General features: G+C 62.9%; 17 protein-coding genes. 8 read left to right on the top strand and 9 right to left on the bottom strand.

Features of this window, described 5'->3' with window-relative positions; genetic code table 11:
* Positions 1-59 precede the first annotated feature (59 nt).
* The 5 genes from ACR0EF_RS00310 to ACR0EF_RS00290 all read right to left on the bottom strand — a co-directional run bounded on the left by ACR0EF_RS00310 (position 60) and on the right by ACR0EF_RS00290 (position 5105).
* Entirely contained in the window at positions 60-1010 is a 951-nt protein-coding gene (locus ACR0EF_RS00310; RefSeq protein ID WP_170340226.1) for an ABC transporter substrate-binding protein, read from the bottom strand.
* A gap of 347 nt (positions 1011-1357) precedes the next feature.
* Positions 1358-2134: a heme ABC transporter ATP-binding protein gene (locus ACR0EF_RS00305; protein ID WP_170371876.1), complete on the bottom strand. Its 777-nt coding sequence runs from the start codon at positions 2132-2134 to the stop codon at positions 1358-1360.
* Positions 2135-3208 carry a FecCD family ABC transporter permease gene (locus ACR0EF_RS00300; protein ID WP_170371878.1) on the bottom strand — a complete coding sequence of 358 codons (1074 nt, stop codon included), beginning with the start codon at positions 3206-3208 and terminating at the stop codon, positions 2135-2137.
* Entirely contained in the window at positions 3205-4053 is an 849-nt protein-coding gene (locus ACR0EF_RS00295) for a heme/hemin ABC transporter substrate-binding protein (protein ID WP_367646397.1), read from the bottom strand. Before ACR0EF_RS00295 ends, ACR0EF_RS00300 begins: the two co-directional genes overlap by 4 nt.
* On the bottom strand, positions 4053-5105 hold the full coding sequence (locus ACR0EF_RS00290; RefSeq protein ID WP_170371881.1) for a hemin-degrading factor: 1053 nt from the start codon (positions 5103-5105) through the stop codon (positions 4053-4055). Before ACR0EF_RS00290 ends, ACR0EF_RS00295 begins: the two co-directional genes overlap by 1 nt.
* A 298-nt stretch (positions 5106-5403) precedes the next feature.
* On the opposite strand from ACR0EF_RS00290, the gene ACR0EF_RS00285 reads away from it, so the two are divergent.
* Genes ACR0EF_RS00285 through ACR0EF_RS00260 form a run of 6 tightly spaced genes read left to right on the top strand, consistent with a single transcriptional unit; the run spans position 5404 to position 10007 of the window.
* Entirely contained in the window at positions 5404-7377 is a 1974-nt protein-coding gene (locus tag ACR0EF_RS00285) for a TonB-dependent receptor domain-containing protein (protein WP_254438846.1), read from the top strand.
* Between the two features lie 23 nt (positions 7378-7400).
* The gene (locus ACR0EF_RS00280; protein ID WP_174825194.1) at positions 7401-7847 is read left to right on the top strand and encodes a hypothetical protein; all 447 of its coding nucleotides are present in this window, start codon (positions 7401-7403) and stop codon (positions 7845-7847) included.
* Positions 7848-7851: 4 nt separating this feature from the next.
* Positions 7852-8517: a MotA/TolQ/ExbB proton channel family protein gene (locus ACR0EF_RS00275; RefSeq protein WP_170371882.1), complete on the top strand. Its 666-nt coding sequence runs from the start codon at positions 7852-7854 to the stop codon at positions 8515-8517.
* Complete coding sequence (locus ACR0EF_RS00270; protein WP_170371884.1) at positions 8507-8878, top strand: biopolymer transporter ExbD; 372 nt, start codon at positions 8507-8509, stop codon at positions 8876-8878. The genes ACR0EF_RS00275 and ACR0EF_RS00270 overlap by 11 nt, the downstream gene beginning before the upstream one ends.
* The gene (locus tag ACR0EF_RS00265; protein WP_170371885.1) at positions 8875-9270 is read left to right on the top strand and encodes an ExbD/TolR family protein; all 396 of its coding nucleotides are present in this window, start codon (positions 8875-8877) and stop codon (positions 9268-9270) included. The genes ACR0EF_RS00270 and ACR0EF_RS00265 overlap by 4 nt, the downstream gene beginning before the upstream one ends.
* Entirely contained in the window at positions 9267-10007 is a 741-nt protein-coding gene (locus ACR0EF_RS00260; protein ID WP_170371887.1) for an energy transducer TonB, read from the top strand. Before ACR0EF_RS00265 ends, ACR0EF_RS00260 begins: the two co-directional genes overlap by 4 nt.
* Before the next feature lie 23 nt (positions 10008-10030).
* Here ACR0EF_RS00260 and ACR0EF_RS00255 read toward each other — a convergent pair whose 3' ends face one another.
* A complete protein-coding gene (locus ACR0EF_RS00255) occupies positions 10031-10960 on the bottom strand; it encodes a LysR family transcriptional regulator (protein ID WP_170371889.1) in 930 nt (309 codons plus the stop codon).
* A gap of 111 nt (positions 10961-11071) precedes the next feature.
* Between ACR0EF_RS00255 and ACR0EF_RS00250 the strand changes: the two genes are divergently transcribed.
* Both ACR0EF_RS00250 and ACR0EF_RS00245 read left to right on the top strand, forming a co-directional pair.
* Entirely contained in the window at positions 11072-11515 is a 444-nt protein-coding gene (locus ACR0EF_RS00250) for a cupin domain-containing protein (RefSeq protein WP_170371891.1), read from the top strand.
* A 5-nt stretch (positions 11516-11520) separates the two neighbouring features.
* Entirely contained in the window at positions 11521-12330 is an 810-nt protein-coding gene (locus ACR0EF_RS00245) for a glutathione S-transferase family protein (protein ID WP_170340199.1), read from the top strand.
* 172 nt (positions 12331-12502) lie between these two features.
* Here the strand turns inward: ACR0EF_RS00245 and xylA are convergent, their stop codons facing one another.
* From xylA to ACR0EF_RS00230, 3 genes are all read right to left on the bottom strand, one after another.
* The gene (gene xylA / locus ACR0EF_RS00240; RefSeq protein ID WP_170371893.1) at positions 12503-13810 is read right to left on the bottom strand and encodes a xylose isomerase; all 1308 of its coding nucleotides are present in this window, start codon (positions 13808-13810) and stop codon (positions 12503-12505) included.
* A gap of 9 nt (positions 13811-13819) precedes the next feature.
* Positions 13820-14551, bottom strand: a complete 732-nt coding sequence (locus tag ACR0EF_RS00235; RefSeq protein WP_093965003.1) for an ATP-binding cassette domain-containing protein — start codon at positions 14549-14551, stop codon at positions 13820-13822.
* A gap of 71 nt (positions 14552-14622) precedes the next feature.
* Positions 14623-15921, bottom strand: coding sequence for a sugar ABC transporter permease (locus ACR0EF_RS00230; protein WP_170339578.1), 1299 nt, complete (start codon positions 15919-15921; stop codon positions 14623-14625).
* Positions 15922-15958 lie beyond the last annotated feature (37 nt).

The raw sequence follows: 15958 nt of genomic DNA, 5'->3' as shown, positions 1-15958 counted from the left end.
CCCGGCAAACAGGCAAAGGGCCGCCGCGATCAGTCGCGACGGCCCCATGCGTTTGTGATTTAGTTCGTCAGCCAGCCGATAACGGTGTCTTCGTTTTCAGCCACCCACTGGCGGGCGAAATCGGCTGCTTCTATGTTGTCCACGGCCAGCGCCTTGCCCATCGCGCTCAGATCATCACCCTGCATCTGGTAGTTGCGGAACAGGGCCGCGACCTCGGGGTGATTTTCCTCAAGCTCTTTGGCGTAGTGCAGGTGTAGAGTTGCCCCGTTCCACGCGGTCGAGGCCTCGGACTTGTCCAGCCAGTCCGGGTCATCGGTCGGCTGAACGATCGTCCAGGTGGCCGGATCATGCGGCGGCTCTTCCAGCACGGTCAGATCCTGGGTCACGAAGATGTAGTGCGGGCTGTAGCAGAACCCGATCCACGGATCGCCGGCCTTGGTCGCGTTTGCCAGGTTGGCATAGGCGATGGTTTCTTCGTACTCGGTCAGTTCGAAGATCTGGTCATAGCCATAGGACTTGGCGCGGATCTTCTCGACCACGGTCGACGCCCAGCCGGGTGCGCCGATCCAGACCTCCGGGGTGCCGTTTCCGTCAGTGTCGAAGATGGCCATCTTGTCCGGATCGCTCAGGTCGTCGATGGATTTGATGTCATATTCCTCGGCAATGTAGGTCGGAACGCACATACCCTGCTCGGCCTGAACCGGGTTCTCGTTCATCACGACTGTGCCGTTCTGCTTGACATAGGTGTCGTGCAGGTTCTGCTGGTTCGGCATCCAGACTTCCGGATGGACGTGCATCGCTCCGGAATCCATCGCTTCGAAAACGATGGGGTTGGTGCCGTTCTGCAATTCGACATCAAGGCCAAGGTTTTCTTCGATAACGACTTCAAGAATGTGCGCGGTGGCGTTCACCGACGCCCAGTTCGGCACACCGATCACGATATCGGCAGCAAAAACCGGGGCAGCGACCGCCATCGATGCGCCCCCCAGTAACGTAGCAAGTTTGTTCATGTTGCATCTCTCCATGTTGGTCGTCTTCGGCGCTGATTCTCGTTGATCGAAAGCGACCAGGCAGACGGGCCTGATCGTCGAGATCGGGTCAGCGTCTCGGGTGTATTGAGCGCGTTTCGCATGTGAACACGCCCCGCACTGAAAAAAGTGAAGCACCTGCCGTTTGACCCATCAAGCGCAACTTCGAACCGGGGTCACGGTTTCGAAATTCTCGCAAAATGGTTTCGCTAAATTCCGAATAACGGTCCCACGCGTCGGGGTGAAGCCCGTGGGACCGTACGTTGGATTGGTACGCCTGCAGCATGAAATTTGGCTGCAATGCAGTTTGGTTCAGTGGGGATTGGGCCTCAAACCAGAGCCTGCGGCAAGACAAACGGAACGTCAGTTGCCGGCAGCGTGCTGACCGGCAGATCGATGCCATAGACCTGCCGCATCACCTCGTCGGTCATGACGTCCGAAACCGCCCCGGTGCGCCAGACCTCTCCGTTCGACAGAACGCAGACTTTGTCGGCGAACAACGAGGTCAGGTTCAGGTCATGCATCACGACCACGACGCCGCCGCCCTGATCGGCGAATTCGCGCGCGATGCGCAGAACCGTGAACTGATGCGCGATGTCCAGGCTGGCGACGGGTTCGTCCAGCAACAGCCAGCGCGGCCGGTCGCGCCGCACCGAGCTCCAGACCTGGGTCAGAACGCGCGCAAGTTGCACGCGTTGCTGCTCGCCGCCGGACAGGTTCTGGTACGAGCGCGGCTCGAACCCCGCAAGATCGACATGCGCCAGCGCGCGCGACGGCAGGGCGTCGTCGCCGTCGGCCAGGCCGCCGGGCAGGCCCAGGCGCACGACTTCCAGCGCGGTAAAAGGAAAGGCGACCGCCGAGGATTGCGGAAGAACGCCCCGCATCGCCGCCAGTTCCCAGGGCTGCTGGGCCGCGATGTCCTTACCGTTCAAGGTGATACGGCCGGTGTACGGGATGTCGCCCGACAGCGCCCTAAGCAGCGTGGATTTGCCCGAGCCGTTGGGCCCAATGATCGCAGTGACCTGTCCGGGTTCAGCCAGGAAATCCACTTCGCGCAGGATCTGCTTGCGCCCGATACGGACGCTGACATTTTCAGCTTTCATCATTCACATTCCCATCGATCCGTGGCGGCGCAGCAGGATCCAGAAGAACACCGGCGCGCCCAGAATGGCCGTGACGATGCCGATCGGCAGCTCGGCCGGGGCCACGATCACCCGGCTGATCATGTCGGCGGCCAGCAACAGGGCGGCGCCCAGCAAGGCCGCATTCACCAGCAGCCGGTGGTGATCGGGGCCGGTGCCCAGCCGCAGCAGATGCGGCACGACGATGCCGAGGAACCCGATCCCGCCCGACACTGCCACGGCCGCGCCGGTGGCGGCGGCCACTGTAAGGATCGCGATGTTCTTGCTGCGCTGCACCGGAATGCCGATGTGATGGGCCACCGCTTCGCCCATGGCCAGGCTGTTCAGGGCGCGGGCCAGATGCTGCGCGCACAGGATCGACGCCAGGATCAAGGGCGCGGCAGTGGCGACCTTGGTCCAGGTCGCGCCGGCCAGCGACCCCATGCCCCAGAAGGTCAGATCGCGCAGCTGTTGATCGTCGGCGATGTACACCATGACCCCCGACACCGCGCCCGACAGGGCCGCCAGGGCGATGCCGGCCAGCAGCATCGTGGCCACCGAGGTCTGCCCCTGGCGCGTCGAAACGCGATAGAGGATCAGGACCGACGCCCAGCCGCCCAGAAAGGCGGCAACCGCGATCAGGCCACTGCCGACCCAGGCCAGAACGGCGGCGGGCAGAAGGTTGCCGAAGACGATGGCGGTGATCGCGCCCAGCCCCGCCCCCGCGCTGACGCCGACGATTCCCGGATCCGCCAGCGGGTTGCGGAACAGCCCCTGCATCACCACGCCCGACACCGCCAGCGCCGCGCCGACCAGGATGCCCATCGCCAGCCGCGGCAGGCGGATGTCCCACAGCACGATCCGGTTCAGATCCGACAGGCCCCGGCCATGCAGCAGATCTGAAACGGCCATCTTCAACGAGGCCTCGGACGCGCCGACCGAGATGCTGGCCACGCTGGTCACGGCCAGAAGGCCGATCAGGGCCAGGGTCACCCATGCAGCCCGCGACCTGCGGGCCGCGGCGGTCGGGGGCGCGCCGTTGTCCAGTGCCAGCGTCATGAGCCCCTGACGCCCCGCAATGCGGCCGACAGATCCATGACCGCGTCGGCGGTGCGCGGGCCAAAGCCCAGCAGATAGGCGCCGGGCATCCGGATCAGCGCCCGGTTCCGCCCCGCCGGAGTCAGCCGGACCGCGGGCAGCGCGAACAGCTCTTCCTCCGAGAGGATCGGCTCGCCCTGGCGCTCCATCATCAGGATCACGTCCGGCGCGGTGGCGGCCATGGCTTCCGGCGTCATCGTCTTGAAACCCGTCACACCCGCGGCCGCGTTTTTGCCTCCTGCCATCCGAATGATGGTATCGGCCTGGGTCTCGGCCCCGCCGACGACAAATTCGCTGCCCCGAGCCGAAAGCAGGAATAGCACGTTCACCGGCGCGTCCTGCGCGTCGGACGCCTGGGCCAGCGCCAGGTCCAGCCGGCGTGCGGTTTCGGCCGCCAGGGCTTCGGCCTCGGCCTCGACCCCCAGCGCGACACCCACGGCGCGGATCTTGTCGATGACGCCATCGCGCGAGAATTCGTCGGCAATGGTGACGTAATCCACGCCGGCCTCTTGCAGCACCGCGATGGTCTCGGGCGGGCCCGACCCTTCGAGCGCCAGGATCAGGTCGGGCGCAACCGACAGCACGCCCTCGGGCGACAGGGACCGGCGATACCCGACATCGGGCAGATCCGCGGCCTCGGGCGGCCAGCTCGAACTGCGGTCACGGCCGACCAGCCGGTGCTGCTGGCCCAGGGCATGGACGATCTCTGTCAGCGAACTGCCGATGGCGATCACGCGTTTGCTCTCGGCCTGCGCGGCCGCCGCCGAAACCAGCAAAGCGGCGCAAAGTGTCACCAATCCCCGCATCATGCCGCTCCGGTATCGGCCGGGCCGGGCAGCGCGGCAACCAGCGCGTCCCAGGCAGGGCGATGATCGGCCTCGCCGGTGCGGCGCCCGAAGATCTGCAGGATCAGGGCGCCGTCCGCGTCGAAGGCTTCGACCGAGATCGCCGGGCCGCGCTGGGTCGGCTTGTCGACGGCCCAGACCTCGGCGATGTGATCGCTGCGCAGATGCAGGTTGAAGCCCGGATCCAGCACGTTGAACCACGGCCCCATCTGCTGAAGATTCCGCACCGGCCCGCCGTGGATCTCGATGCAGCCGCGGTTGCCGACGAAGATCATCACCTCAATCTGCTGATCCCTCACCTGTTCGAACAGGCCGGTGACCGCCGCGGGATCAACCGCGCGGGCCAGCGGTTCGCCCGCGATGCGATAGGCGCCCAGCCGGTTCATCTTGAGCTTGGAGGTCAGGCGCAGGAACTGGTGCGTGTCCGTCATCTTGGCCCATTCGCGGCGCAGCGCGTCGACCTTGTCGGCATTGGCCTTGGGCGCTTCGGCCGGTTTGCGCTGCGCGACCGCCATCGTCTGGCCTTGATCCTCGGCAGCCAGTGTCCGGACCAAGCTGTCCCAGTGGCCCAGGTCCGAGCCATCGCGCAGGATGATCTTGTGAACCGCGTCCCCGGCCGCATCGAACACCTGGATCGAGCGGCGCAGACCGGCCTCGGTTTCCCGCTCGACGGCAAAGACATGGTGCCATTGCGCGGGGAACATGCGCAGATCGATCTCTTCGGTCAGCACCATCGCGGCATGCTGGCCGCCGTGGTAATTGTCGTATCGCCCGATCTTTTCGATCACGCAGGACGGGTTGCGCGTCAGCGCCATGACCTCGCCCAACCCGGTCAACTGGCCGAACAGCCCGTCAAGGCCGGGGTTCAGCCGCGTCACGCCCTGCCCGGCAAAGGCCGCGACCAGCTGGCCCTCGCTCAACCCCAGCGATTCCGCGAAATCGCGGTCTCGCTGGCCTGTCTTCTGCGCATAGGCGGCACGAATATCCTGAGGAGCCATAAGCACCTGTTCCATAGCGGGTTTCCCGTCTTCTTCGTGGTTCCAAGGGGGTGCTGGCCCGGGTGCTGATCGCAAACAGCGCCCTGCTGGCAGTGCCAAAATTACAGGCACGAAATTATGTTGACTGTTTTAGTCACCTTTATTAACGAGCACAAGTCGCCGCGAACAGGCGATTCCAAAAAACAGAAAAAAAACTGACCAGCGCCAGCGAACTGCAAGCATCTCCGGTCCTCACACTTGTTTCGAAGGGACAGAAATGCGTGCGCGTACTCATATTGCAGGCCTGCTTGGGACTGCCTCTTGCCTTGGTTTGATGGCGTCCATGGTTTGGGCGCAGGAACAGGATGACGGGTTCCTCGGGACCCTGGAACTGGGCGAAAGCAAACGCGAGATCCAGACCGCCACCGCGGTTCCGGTCACGAATATCGACCAGGAAGAGATCGATGACCGTCAGGCCAACACGGTGGCCGAACTGATCGATTCGGTTCCCGGCGTCACCCTGGTGAACGGCTCGACCCCGCAAGGATCGGGCATCAATATCCGCGGATACGGGGCCAACGGCACCTTCGGCACCGACCAGAAGGTTCTGATCCTAGTCGACGGCGCCACCACCGGCGCGGAAGAGCTTTACCGGATCGGCAACCAGCTGTTCACCGATCCGCAGCTGTACAAAAGCGTCTCGGTCATCCGCGGCACGGTCGGGTCCTTCGAATACGGCTCGGGCGTCGTCGGCGGCGTGGTTCAGCTGGAAACCAAGGACGCGTCGGACTTTACCGGCGGCGAGCCGGGGTTCCGCTTCCGCCAGACGCTCGAGGGGTATTCCAACGGCAGCGGCTTTGCCTCGTCGTCGATCCTTGCGTGGCAACCCAACCGGCAGACCGAATTCCTGTTCAACTACACCTATCGCGACCAAAGCGATCAGAAGGACGGGAACGGCGAGACGATCGGCAACAGCGCCTTTACCCTGCCGTCGCTGCTGGCCAAGGGGAAATACAGCTTTGGCGACAACCTTGAACATTCGATCACCGCGTCCTGGAACCAGTCCTCCTCGGAAGAGCGCGACGTGCCCTATGATTCCTTCGGCACGACGGCGGACGCCTTCGGCAACGTGGACCGCGACATCGAAACCCGGATCGCCGTTCTGCGTTACCAGTACCGGCCGGCGGGCAACGATCTGGTCGATCTGGACGTCAATCTCAGCTATTCCGAACAATCCATCGACAGCAGCTATGTGCCCGGTTCGTCCAGTCTGGAGGGAACGCCCTTCTTCCCCGGCATCCGGGCGCTGGCCGATGCCACGCACAATTACGAAACCACCAAGCTGACGATCAAGAACAGCGCGTATTTCCAGACCGGGGCCGCGTCGCATGATCTGCGGTTCGGGGTGGAATTCATCGACCGCGAGCGGCTGGACGCCCCATCGGCGCCGGGCGGCACCGACCGCCGCGTCGCGCTGTTTGCCGTTGACGACATCCAGTTCGGCGACCAGCTGACCGTGACGCCCGCGCTGCGGTACGAAACGCAGGACATCAAGGGCAACGGCGACGCGGCGGTGCCCTTCAACGCCAGCTATGACAACGACGCGCTGATGGGCGGCCTGTCGGCCCGTTATGAATTTGCCAGCGGCTTCGCGGTGTTCGCGGGCGGGGCTTATACCGAAAGCCTGCCGATCATCGATGATCTGGGCACACCGCTCTACATGACCCAGCCCGAGAAGTCCCGCACCTGGGAGGCCGGCTTTTCCTATGACCGCGGCGACATCTTCGCCGCCGGCGACGTTGTGCGCGCCAAGGTCAATCTCTACAGCACCGATCTGTGGGACATCACCTCGTACGTGTCGGGCACCCCGTCCCTGCCCCTGTCCAAGGTCGAAACCGAGGGCGTCGAGATCGAGGCGTCCTATGCCCATGCCACGGGCTTCTACGTCGATTTCAACGCCAACATCGTCAGCGCCACCGAATTCAGCGCGGCGGGCATCGGATCGCCGTGGCGCAACGAACCCACGGACTCGGCGCGGATCACCCTGGGCAAGCGGTTCGGCGAAACCCTGGATGTCAGCTGGGAGATCTTCGGCGCCAGGTCGGGGCTCGATTCCTCAGGCGGTCCGGTGGGCGGCTACGGGGTGAACACCCTGCGCGCGACCTATCTGCCGCAAGAGGGCGCGCTGGCAGGCTTCGAACTGCGCGCCGGGATCGAGAACATCTTTGACAAGGCCTATCAGCCGAACCTGTCGACCCGCATTTCGCCGGGCCGGAATTTCAAGCTGACCGTGGCCAAGACCTTCTAAACCCCACATGGAAAGGACCCGTCATGACAAAAGCCGTGCATCACCTTGTTCGGGCGGTCCTGCTGGCCCTGCCCCCCATCGCGGGGGCGGGGTTGGCCAGTGCCGCAGACACCCAGGGCGCGGGCGGCGTCACGATCGAGCTCAGCTCGGCCGTGGACCAGGATCAGGGCTGCCTGCTGAGCTTCGTGGTCGAAAACGCCCACCCCGCCGATATCGGCGGCGCCGTCTATGAAACGGTGTTGTTCGGCGCGCAAGGGGAAGTGGCCCTGCTGACGCTGCTGGATTTCCAGGACCTGCCCGCCGGGCGGCCCCGCGTGCGCCAGTTCAAATTCGCTGGCCTGGCCTGCAATCAGATCAGCCGGATCCTGATCAACGGGGTGCAGGACTGCGCCTATCCCGGTGATCTGGCCGATGCCTGCCTGTCCGACCTGACGCTGCGCAGCCGCCTTGAAACCGAATTGATTGGATGATCCGATGGATGCGTTTCTGCAAAGACTGACCGCGATTCTGGACCTGGGCGGCCCGGTCGTGGCGGTGCTGATCGCGACCTCCGTCGCGACCATGGCGCTGATCCTCTACAAGCTGTGGCAGTACAAGGCCGCCGGGGTCGGACGGCATGTCGAGCTGTCGCAGGCCATCGAAGCCTGGGACCGCAACGACCGGGCAACCGCGCGCGCGCATCTGGACCGAAGCCGCAGCTATCTGGCCCCGGTGGTCGCCATGGCGCTGGAGGGGCACGGGCCGGAACTGATGGACCGCGCCGATGCCGAGGCCGAAGCGCGCTTTGCCGGGCTGGAACGCGGGCTGAACGTGCTGGACATGGTCTCGCAGCTTGCGCCGCTGCTGGGGCTGTTCGGCACCGTGCTGGGCATGATCGAGGCCTTCCGCACCCTTCAGGAGGCCGGCAACGCGGTGGATCCGGCGCTGCTGGCCGGCGGCATCTGGGTTGCGTTGATGACGACCGCCGCGGGGCTGGCCGTGGCCATGCCCACCTCGCTGGTCCTGACCTGGTTCGAGGCGCGCATGACCCGCGAACGGGTCTTTGCCAACCGCGCCCTGCGCACGGTGTTTGCCCCCGGCCACGCCGCCGCGCCACGCCCGGCCATCCCGTCCTCCGAGGCGCTGGCCCATGGCGCTTGAAACCCGCAAAAGGCGGCGCCGGCGCCTGTCGATGACATCCCTGATCGATGTCATCTTTCTGCTGCTGCTGTTCTTCATGCTCACCTCGACCTTTTCGAAATACGCCGAGATCGAGCTGACCACCGCCGCGGCGGGCGGGTCGCAGGCCCAGCGGTCCATCCGGTTCATCAAGCTGGAGCGCGACCGCATCCTGATCGACGGCACCGAAGTCGCGCCCGACGCGGTTGCCGCCCGGTTCGACGGCCGAACCGACCAGCTGGCCTTGATCAGCCTGGGCGGCGGGGCGACCTCGCAGCAGTTGATCGACTTGCTGACAGCCCTTGAACCCGTGTCCCGGCTCAGCACGCAGGTCATCGGATGATCCGGCTGACCCCCAAAACGAAACCCGGCCGCGAGCCGACGATCGCCCTGATCAACGTGGTCTTTCTGATGCTGGTCTTCTTCATGATCGCGGGCACGCTGGCGCCGCCCCTGGGCCAGTCGGTGCAACTGGTGCGGACGGCGGATCTTGAAGGGCGCGAGCCCCCGGATGCGCTGGTCATCCGCGCCGACGGCGTGCTGGAATATCGCGGGGCCGAGCTGACGGATGTGGCAGCCTATGTCGAGCGCGCCTTGATCGACCTGCCATTGGATGCCGTGCGGCTGGTGCCCGACCGGGCCTTGCCGGCGGTGCGGTTGAAACAGGTCAGCGACGCCCTGCGGGTCCTGGGCGCCAACCGGGTCTTCGTTGTGACCGAGCGGGGCCTGCCATGATCCCGCAATCCCGCATCATGGCCGCCGTGCTGGTCGTGCTAGCCGCCGCGGCCCACGCCGCCGCCCTGTTCAAATTCGACACGGACGAGGCGGTTTTCGTCGAAGGCGGTGGCGCGGTTGCCCCTGCGGCGCTGGGGTCCTCGTTCCGGGATCATGCGGCCGGAACCGTGGCCCCGCCCCCGGCGGCCGCGCAGCAGTCACCCGTTTCCGCAGCACAGACCGCGCCAGAGGCCCCGGCCGACCGTGCGCGCGCGCAGCCGGCCACTAGGGTGCGGGCGCAGGCCCCGGCCCAGCGGCAGAACGCCCATACACCGACCTTGCAAAAACCCCAGCCGCAGCAGGCCCGGCCTCCAAAACCACCCACCCCGACAGGCAATGCCGCGGACAGCCGCAAAAAGGGCAGCGCCACCGGCAAGGCGGCGACCGGGGCAGCCTCGGCGAAACGGACGAACCGCGCCGCGCAGGAACAGGGAAATGCCGAGGCCAGCACCTATGCCGGTCTGGTCATGCGCAAGATTTTGCGCGCCCGTCGAAAAAGCGTGAACATCCAAGGCTCGGTTCTGGTGGCCCTTCGTATCGCCGACAACGGTGCGCTGGCGTCGGTCAGCGTCGCCCGCAGCTCGGGTTCGGCCCGGCTGGATCAGGTCGCACTGGCGCAGGTCCGGGCCGCCGCGCCCTTCCCGCCGCCGCCGGCCTCGGCCCGGCGCGCCTATACCGTGGAAATCGTCAGCAAATAGAAACTCAACCCGCGCTTGTCCGGCTACCTGGTGTCCAGCGGCTTCAACAGATCGAACACTTGTTGCCGCATCCATTTTGCCATCGGATTTGCATCCGATCGTCTGTGCCAGATAGCGATGATGTTGACGGGTTCGATTTCGAACGGCGGGGCAAGAACCTTCAGGCCGAACTCCGGCGCAAACTTCCTGGCCAGCTGAGAAGGCACCAAGGCCACAAGATCGCTTGCACTGACTACTCGGCACACCCCTGAAAACACCGGAAGCGTCATCGCGACGTGCCTTTTCCGACCAACTTTCGCCAGAGCCGCATCACCCATCGCCGCCAGTTTGCCCTCGGGTGAGAACAGCACATGCGACAAGGCGCAGAACGTTTCCATCGGGAGTTCCGTGCCGTCTTCGATCTGTGCAAGGAACGGATTGTCAACGCGACCGACGACCATGAAGGACGAACGGAACAGCACCTCTCGGCTGATCCAATCCGGTGCTTCTGTATCCGGGATCAACGCGAGATCAGCATTGTAGCGCTCAAGACTCTCGACATAGTTCTCGGGAACAAGATCCACCAATTGCGCGACCATCTTCGGAGCCTTGCGGTTCAGAACACCCCCCAGACCGGGCATCAGCAGCTCGGCGAAAAAGTCGCTGGCCGCGATCTTGAAAGTTTCGGATGCCTGCCTGGGGTCGAAATCGTCATTGTGGCTCAGCAGACTTTCCAGTCGATTGAGTTCCTCACGCAGCCCGTCCTTGATCGAAACCGCAAAATCCGTTGGGACAAGCTGATTTCCCCGCCGCACAAACAGATCGTCACCCAAGGCGTGCCGCAGGCGGTTCAACGCATTCGACACTGCGGATTGCGAGACCCCAAGTCTTTCCCCTGCCTTGGTGGTGGACCCCGCCGTCAGAATCGCATCAAGAACACGGAGCAGGTTCAGATCAAGCGTTGCGAAATTCATGTCGGTAATACCGTGTATTATGAACTTTCGTTAGATTGATACCGTTTTTTGCGCCTACAAGTAAGGTACCGAAAGCGCTTTCGTTTCATGTCGGATCAAAGGACAGAAGCGATGCATGATCATCTGGTTGATGACGCCACGCTCGAATGGCAGGGCGTTCGTTACAAAACAATTCTGGACCCCGCCGAAACCGGGGGCGCCATGTCGATTGTAGACAGCCTTTCGCCGGTCGGAAGCGGTCCGCCACGGCACATCCATCACGCAGAAGACGAAGTCTTCGTGATTTTGACCGGTGTCTGCAAAGTCTGGGTCGAAGGTGTCGAAACGCGTGTCGGCCCGGGCGAAAGCATCTTCATACCCCGCGGAAAGGAACACACGTTCAAGGTCATCGGTGATGAGCCCAGCCGTCACCTTGTCATTCTCACACCGGGAGGTTTCGAGGGCTTTTTCCACGCCGTGGCAACGGCCCAGTACAAAATTCCGGAAGACATGCCGGACATCGAGGCCGTGGCCGCCAAGTACAACCTGTCATTTACTGGCCCTCCATTGGATTGAACGTCATGACCCAGCACATCGTCTACCATATTCCCGTGTGTCCCTTTTCACAGCGGCTTGAAATTCTGCTGGCGTTGCGGGGGATGAGGGACCGGGTGGAGTTCCGCGTCGTGGACATCACCAAACCCCGCGATCCAGAGCTGCTGAAGAAAACGCGCGGAACGACCGCTCTGCCGGTTCTCGAGACTCCAGACGGGCAGATCATCAAGGAAAGCCTCGTGATCCTGCGCTATCTCGATGAAATGCTCGAAGGGCCAAAGCTGCGGCGCACCGACCCGGCCGAGCATGCGGTCGAGTCGATGCTGATTGCCAAAGAGGGCGCCTTCACGATGACCGGCTACGTCTATGTGATGAACCAGGACCCCGCGCAGAAAGACGCCCACAACGAAAAACTGCTCGCGCTATATCGTGACCTCAATGACTTTCTTCTGACCCACAACCCGAACGGTGTTTTTCTGTTCGATCAGTTCGGGTTGGCCGAGGCGGTATTTACACCGATGTTCCAACGGTTCTGGTTTCTGGAATACTACGAAGATTTTGAACTCCCGCAGAACGGCGAGTACGACAGAGTCCGAAACTGGAAAGCCGCCTGCATGGCGCATGAGGCCACGGGGCAGGTGACACAAGAAGAAATCGTGAAACTCTACTACGACTATGCCTTGGGTGCCGGAAACGGAGCGTTAGTGGGCGGCCGCAAAGTGTCGAGCTTTGCGTTCGAGCCACATTGGAAGTCGAGGCCAATGCCGCCGCGGGACAAATACGCCGGGACGGCATCGGACAAAGAACTTGGGCTGGTAGTCCCGGCATCCGATTGAAGCCAGAAGGCATGCGGGTCGATCGGGGGCACCCACCGCAGAAGACCGATGCCCTCAACACGCATTCGGATATGGCCCGGTGGCGCACAGCCGGTCTTAAGTCATGAATACCGGCTGATTAAACCGAACCAGTCTTAGGCTTCCGGGCGCGGAACCGTTGAACCTTTAGCCGTCAGACAAACCTGTTGACGTAGTTCTCCAAGCGCTCCTGCCTTCCGGATCGAGGCTCGGGATTGGTACCTTCGGCTAACACACGGGCCGCGATTTCATCCAGCGATGAGGCAAGCATCGATTGCGCCTCCGGGCTGTCCCATCCGGAATATCTGTCGGTCAACGCGGCATCAAGCCCGCCATCCTCGATCATCGCGGCCGCGGCCTTCAACCCGCGGGCACAGACGTCCATGCCGCCCACATGCGCCGCGACAAGATCCTCGGGGTCGATCGACTGGCGGCGGATCTTGGCGTCGAAATTCGTGCCCCCGGTCGAAAACCCTCCGGCCTTGAGGATGTAGTAGTAGGCCAACGCGACTTCGGGCACGTTGTTGGGAAACTGGTCAGTGTCCCATCCAGATTGATAATCGTTCCGGTTCATGTCGATCGAACCCAGCATACCCTCGGCCGCCGCCACGGCGATTTCATGTTCAAAGCTGTGGCCAGCCAGGATCGCGTGGCCCTGTTCCAGGTTCAGCTTCACTTCGTCTTCCAGCCCGTATTTCCTGAGAAACCCGATGCAGGTTGCGGCGTCATAGTCGTATTGGTGCTTGGAGGGTTCCTGTGGCTTCGGCTCGACCAGGATGGTGCCCTTGAACCCGATCTTGTGCTTGTAGTCGACCACCATGTTCAGGAACCGTCCCATATGGTCCAGTTCCAGCCCCAGATCGGTGTTCAGCAACGTCTCGTAGCCTTCGCGCCCGCCCCACAACACATAGTTCTCGCCGCCTAGCTTGTGGGTCGCGTCCATACAGGATTTCACGGTTGCTGCGGCAAAGGCAAAGACGTCCGGATCAGGGTTCGTGCTGGCACCCCCCATCCAGCGGCGATGGCTGAACATGTTGGCGGTGCCCCAAAGCAGTTTGGTTCTCGACGCCTGCATCTTTTCACCGATATAGTCGGTGATTTCCTCGAGCGTGCGCAGGTTTTCGGCAAAGCTGCCCTGTTCGGGGCGAATATCCGCGTCGTGCCAGCAGAAATAGGGCTGTCCCAGTATTTCAAACATCTCAAAGGCGACATCGGCCTTCATCCTGGCGCGTCCCATGTCGTCTTGCGGGTGCCACGGGCGAACAAGAGTCGGACCGCCGAACGGGTCTCCGCCCTCCCATGCGAAAGAGTGCCACCAGGCGACGGCAAAGCGCAGATGGTCCTCCATGCGCTTGCCCAACACCACTTCGTCCGGGTCATAGTGACGGAACGCCAGCGGGTTCCGACTTTCTACGCCTTCGTACCGGACCTTTTCGATACCCTCGAAGAAACCGCTTGTCATACCTGCCCCCTATTCCGAGTTTTGCCCGGGCTGCTTGCCCAGAATGATCATCGACAGCAGATCGTCGTCGGTCACGTCCGCGATATCGACCGTGCCGACCAGCTTGCCGTTCTTCATAACCGAGGCCCGATCACACAAATCCATGACCGCATGGACATCATGGTCGATCAGGAAAATTCCGATCCCCTGCGCCTTGAGCTGGTGAATCAGATCGGCAACCATCTGCGTCTCGTGCGGGCCCAAGGCGGCCGTCGGTTCGTCCATGATCAGGATGCGGGCGTTGAAATAGACAGCCCGCGCGATGGCCACCGACTGTCTCTGGCCACCGGACAGAGCCGAAACCGGATCGTTGAACTTCTGAAAGTTGGGGTTCAGCTGCGCCATGATCTTACGGCATTCGGCCTCCATCGCCGCGTCGTTGACCAGACCGAAAGGCGTAGTCATTTCGCGTCCCAGGAACAGGTTCGAGGTGGCGTCCAGATTGTCGGCCAGGGCCAAGGTCTGGTAGATTGTCTCGATATTGTTGGCCCGCGCGTCGCGCGGATTGTTGATCTCGACCGGCTTGCCATCGATCAGGATCTGCCCGTGGTCCATCTGATAGGCTCCGGACAGGACCTTGATCAGCGTCGATTTGCCAGCCCCGTTGTGCCCCAGCAATCCCACCACCTCGCCGGGATACAGATCGACCGAGACCTGGTCGACGGCCTTGATCCCGCCGAACGAGATCGAAATGTCTCGCATCTCGACCAGAGGTGGTTGCCCGGAACCGCGACCGGATGCCGGCGGCGTTTTCTGAGTTTCCTGCGCTTGCGTCATTTTCCACCCAATCGCTTGCGATAGACGATGTCGATATAGACGGCCAGAACCAGCACGCTGCCGACGACGATGTTCTGGAACGGCGCATCCACGCCGACCATGGCCATGCCCGATTGCAGCGCCTGCATGATCAGCGCACCAAGGATCGCGCCATAGATGGTGCCGATCCCGCCGGACAGGGCGGTTCCGCCAATGACCGCAGCCGCAATCACTCGCAGTTCGTCCAGTGTTCCGATGTCGTTGGAATGGTTGGCCAGCCGCGCCGAGGCGACCACTGCCGAAACCGCGCACAGGAAGCCCATCAACGCAAAGATCTTGACGGTCAGCAGGCGGGTATTGATGCCCGACAGCTCGGCTGCGTCCGGGTTGCCGCCGGTCGCGAAGATATAGCGCCCGAACCGGGTCTTGCGGGCCACGACCGTCAGGGTCACGGCGACGATGATCAGGATCAGGACCGAGATCGGGATGCCGTACCCGACGATCAGGCCCTCGGGCATCGTCTCGCCGCGGGCTTCGAACATACGCTGCAACCGGCGCGTCGGAATGGCATAGCTGTTCAGGATGTACACATATCCCAGGATGCTTGCGGCAATGATCCCGGCGAGCGTTGCCTCGGCCCAGACGGGTTTGACCGGGAAGCCATGCGCCGCCTTGGCCCGGCGGCTGCCCCACAGCGCCCAGATTGCAATAGCCGCCGCAAACAACCCGAACAGCCAGCTTGCCGTTGTTCCCAAGGTTCCGTTCGTTCCCCCGAACATCAGGAAATTGCTGTCCAGCGGCCCGATTGTCTGCCCGCTTGTCAGATACCAGGCGACGTTGCGCCAGACCAGAAAGCCACCCAAAGTCACGATGAACGCCGGAATGGTCAGGTAGCCGACCATCCAGCCATGAAACGCTCCGATCAGCGTTCCGATGGCAAGACCGACCAAGATGGTGATGATCCAGGTGGCGGGATGGTCCAGACCCATCCCCAACACGCGCGGCAACAACTCGGTCTGCGTCATGGCCATCACCGCCGAGGTGGTCGCCAGCAAAGCGCCAACGGACAGGTCGATGTGCCGGGTTACGATGATGAACACCATACCGCAGGCCATGATCGCCACCGAAACCGATTGGATCGACAGGTTGAACAGGTTGCGGGGCGTCAGGAACCGTCCGTCAGTGACGATATTGAACCCGATGCACAGGATCACGAATGCGCCGATCATGCCCAAAAGCCGCATGTCCAGTTCCAGCTGTTGGAATAGGCTTGGCTTGGTTTTCTGAGGTATCGGCTGAGACGAAGTTTCGGTCATTTCCGATCTTTCATATTCAGCAAGGGTCCCCGGCCCG

The sequence above is a fragment of the Ruegeria sp. CG8 genome, assembly GCF_056537165.1.
This window is presented reverse-complemented; position numbering and strand designations above follow the sequence as displayed.

What these genes read in the sequence shown, in the direction of transcription:
- ACR0EF_RS00235 (WP_093965003.1), bottom strand. Translation starts at nt 14,551, where the DNA reads ATGCGAGACATTTCGATCTCGTTCGGCGGGATCAAGGCCGTCGACCAG.
- ACR0EF_RS00245 (WP_170340199.1), top strand. Translation starts at nt 11,521, where the DNA reads ATGACCCAGCACATCGTCTACCATATTCCCGTGTGTCCCTTTTCACAG.
- ACR0EF_RS00305 (WP_170371876.1), bottom strand. Translation starts at nt 2,134, where the DNA reads ATGATGAAAGCTGAAAATGTCAGCGTCCGTATCGGGCGCAAGCAGATC.
- ACR0EF_RS00265 (WP_170371885.1), top strand. Translation starts at nt 8,875, where the DNA reads ATGATCCGGCTGACCCCCAAAACGAAACCCGGCCGCGAGCCGACGATC.
- ACR0EF_RS00300 (WP_170371878.1), bottom strand. Translation starts at nt 3,208, where the DNA reads ATGACGCTGGCACTGGACAACGGCGCGCCCCCGACCGCCGCGGCCCGC.
- ACR0EF_RS00280 (WP_174825194.1), top strand. Translation starts at nt 7,401, where the DNA reads ATGACAAAAGCCGTGCATCACCTTGTTCGGGCGGTCCTGCTGGCCCTG.
- ACR0EF_RS00275 (WP_170371882.1), top strand. Translation starts at nt 7,852, where the DNA reads ATGGATGCGTTTCTGCAAAGACTGACCGCGATTCTGGACCTGGGCGGC.
- ACR0EF_RS00285 (WP_254438846.1), top strand. Translation starts at nt 5,404, where the DNA reads ATGGCGTCCATGGTTTGGGCGCAGGAACAGGATGACGGGTTCCTCGGG.
- ACR0EF_RS00270 (WP_170371884.1), top strand. Translation starts at nt 8,507, where the DNA reads ATGGCGCTTGAAACCCGCAAAAGGCGGCGCCGGCGCCTGTCGATGACA.
- ACR0EF_RS00260 (WP_170371887.1), top strand. Translation starts at nt 9,267, where the DNA reads ATGATCCCGCAATCCCGCATCATGGCCGCCGTGCTGGTCGTGCTAGCC.
- ACR0EF_RS00250 (WP_170371891.1), top strand. Translation starts at nt 11,072, where the DNA reads ATGCATGATCATCTGGTTGATGACGCCACGCTCGAATGGCAGGGCGTT.
- ACR0EF_RS00310 (WP_170340226.1), bottom strand. Translation starts at nt 1,010, where the DNA reads ATGAACAAACTTGCTACGTTACTGGGGGGCGCATCGATGGCGGTCGCT.
- ACR0EF_RS00295 (WP_367646397.1), bottom strand. Translation starts at nt 4,053, where the DNA reads ATGCGGGGATTGGTGACACTTTGCGCCGCTTTGCTGGTTTCGGCGGCG.
- xylA (WP_170371893.1), bottom strand. Translation starts at nt 13,810, where the DNA reads ATGACAAGCGGTTTCTTCGAGGGTATCGAAAAGGTCCGGTACGAAGGC.
- ACR0EF_RS00230 (WP_170339578.1), bottom strand. Translation starts at nt 15,921, where the DNA reads ATGACCGAAACTTCGTCTCAGCCGATACCTCAGAAAACCAAGCCAAGC.
- ACR0EF_RS00290 (WP_170371881.1), bottom strand. Translation starts at nt 5,105, where the DNA reads ATGGAACAGGTGCTTATGGCTCCTCAGGATATTCGTGCCGCCTATGCG.
- ACR0EF_RS00255 (WP_170371889.1), bottom strand. Translation starts at nt 10,960, where the DNA reads ATGAATTTCGCAACGCTTGATCTGAACCTGCTCCGTGTTCTTGATGCG.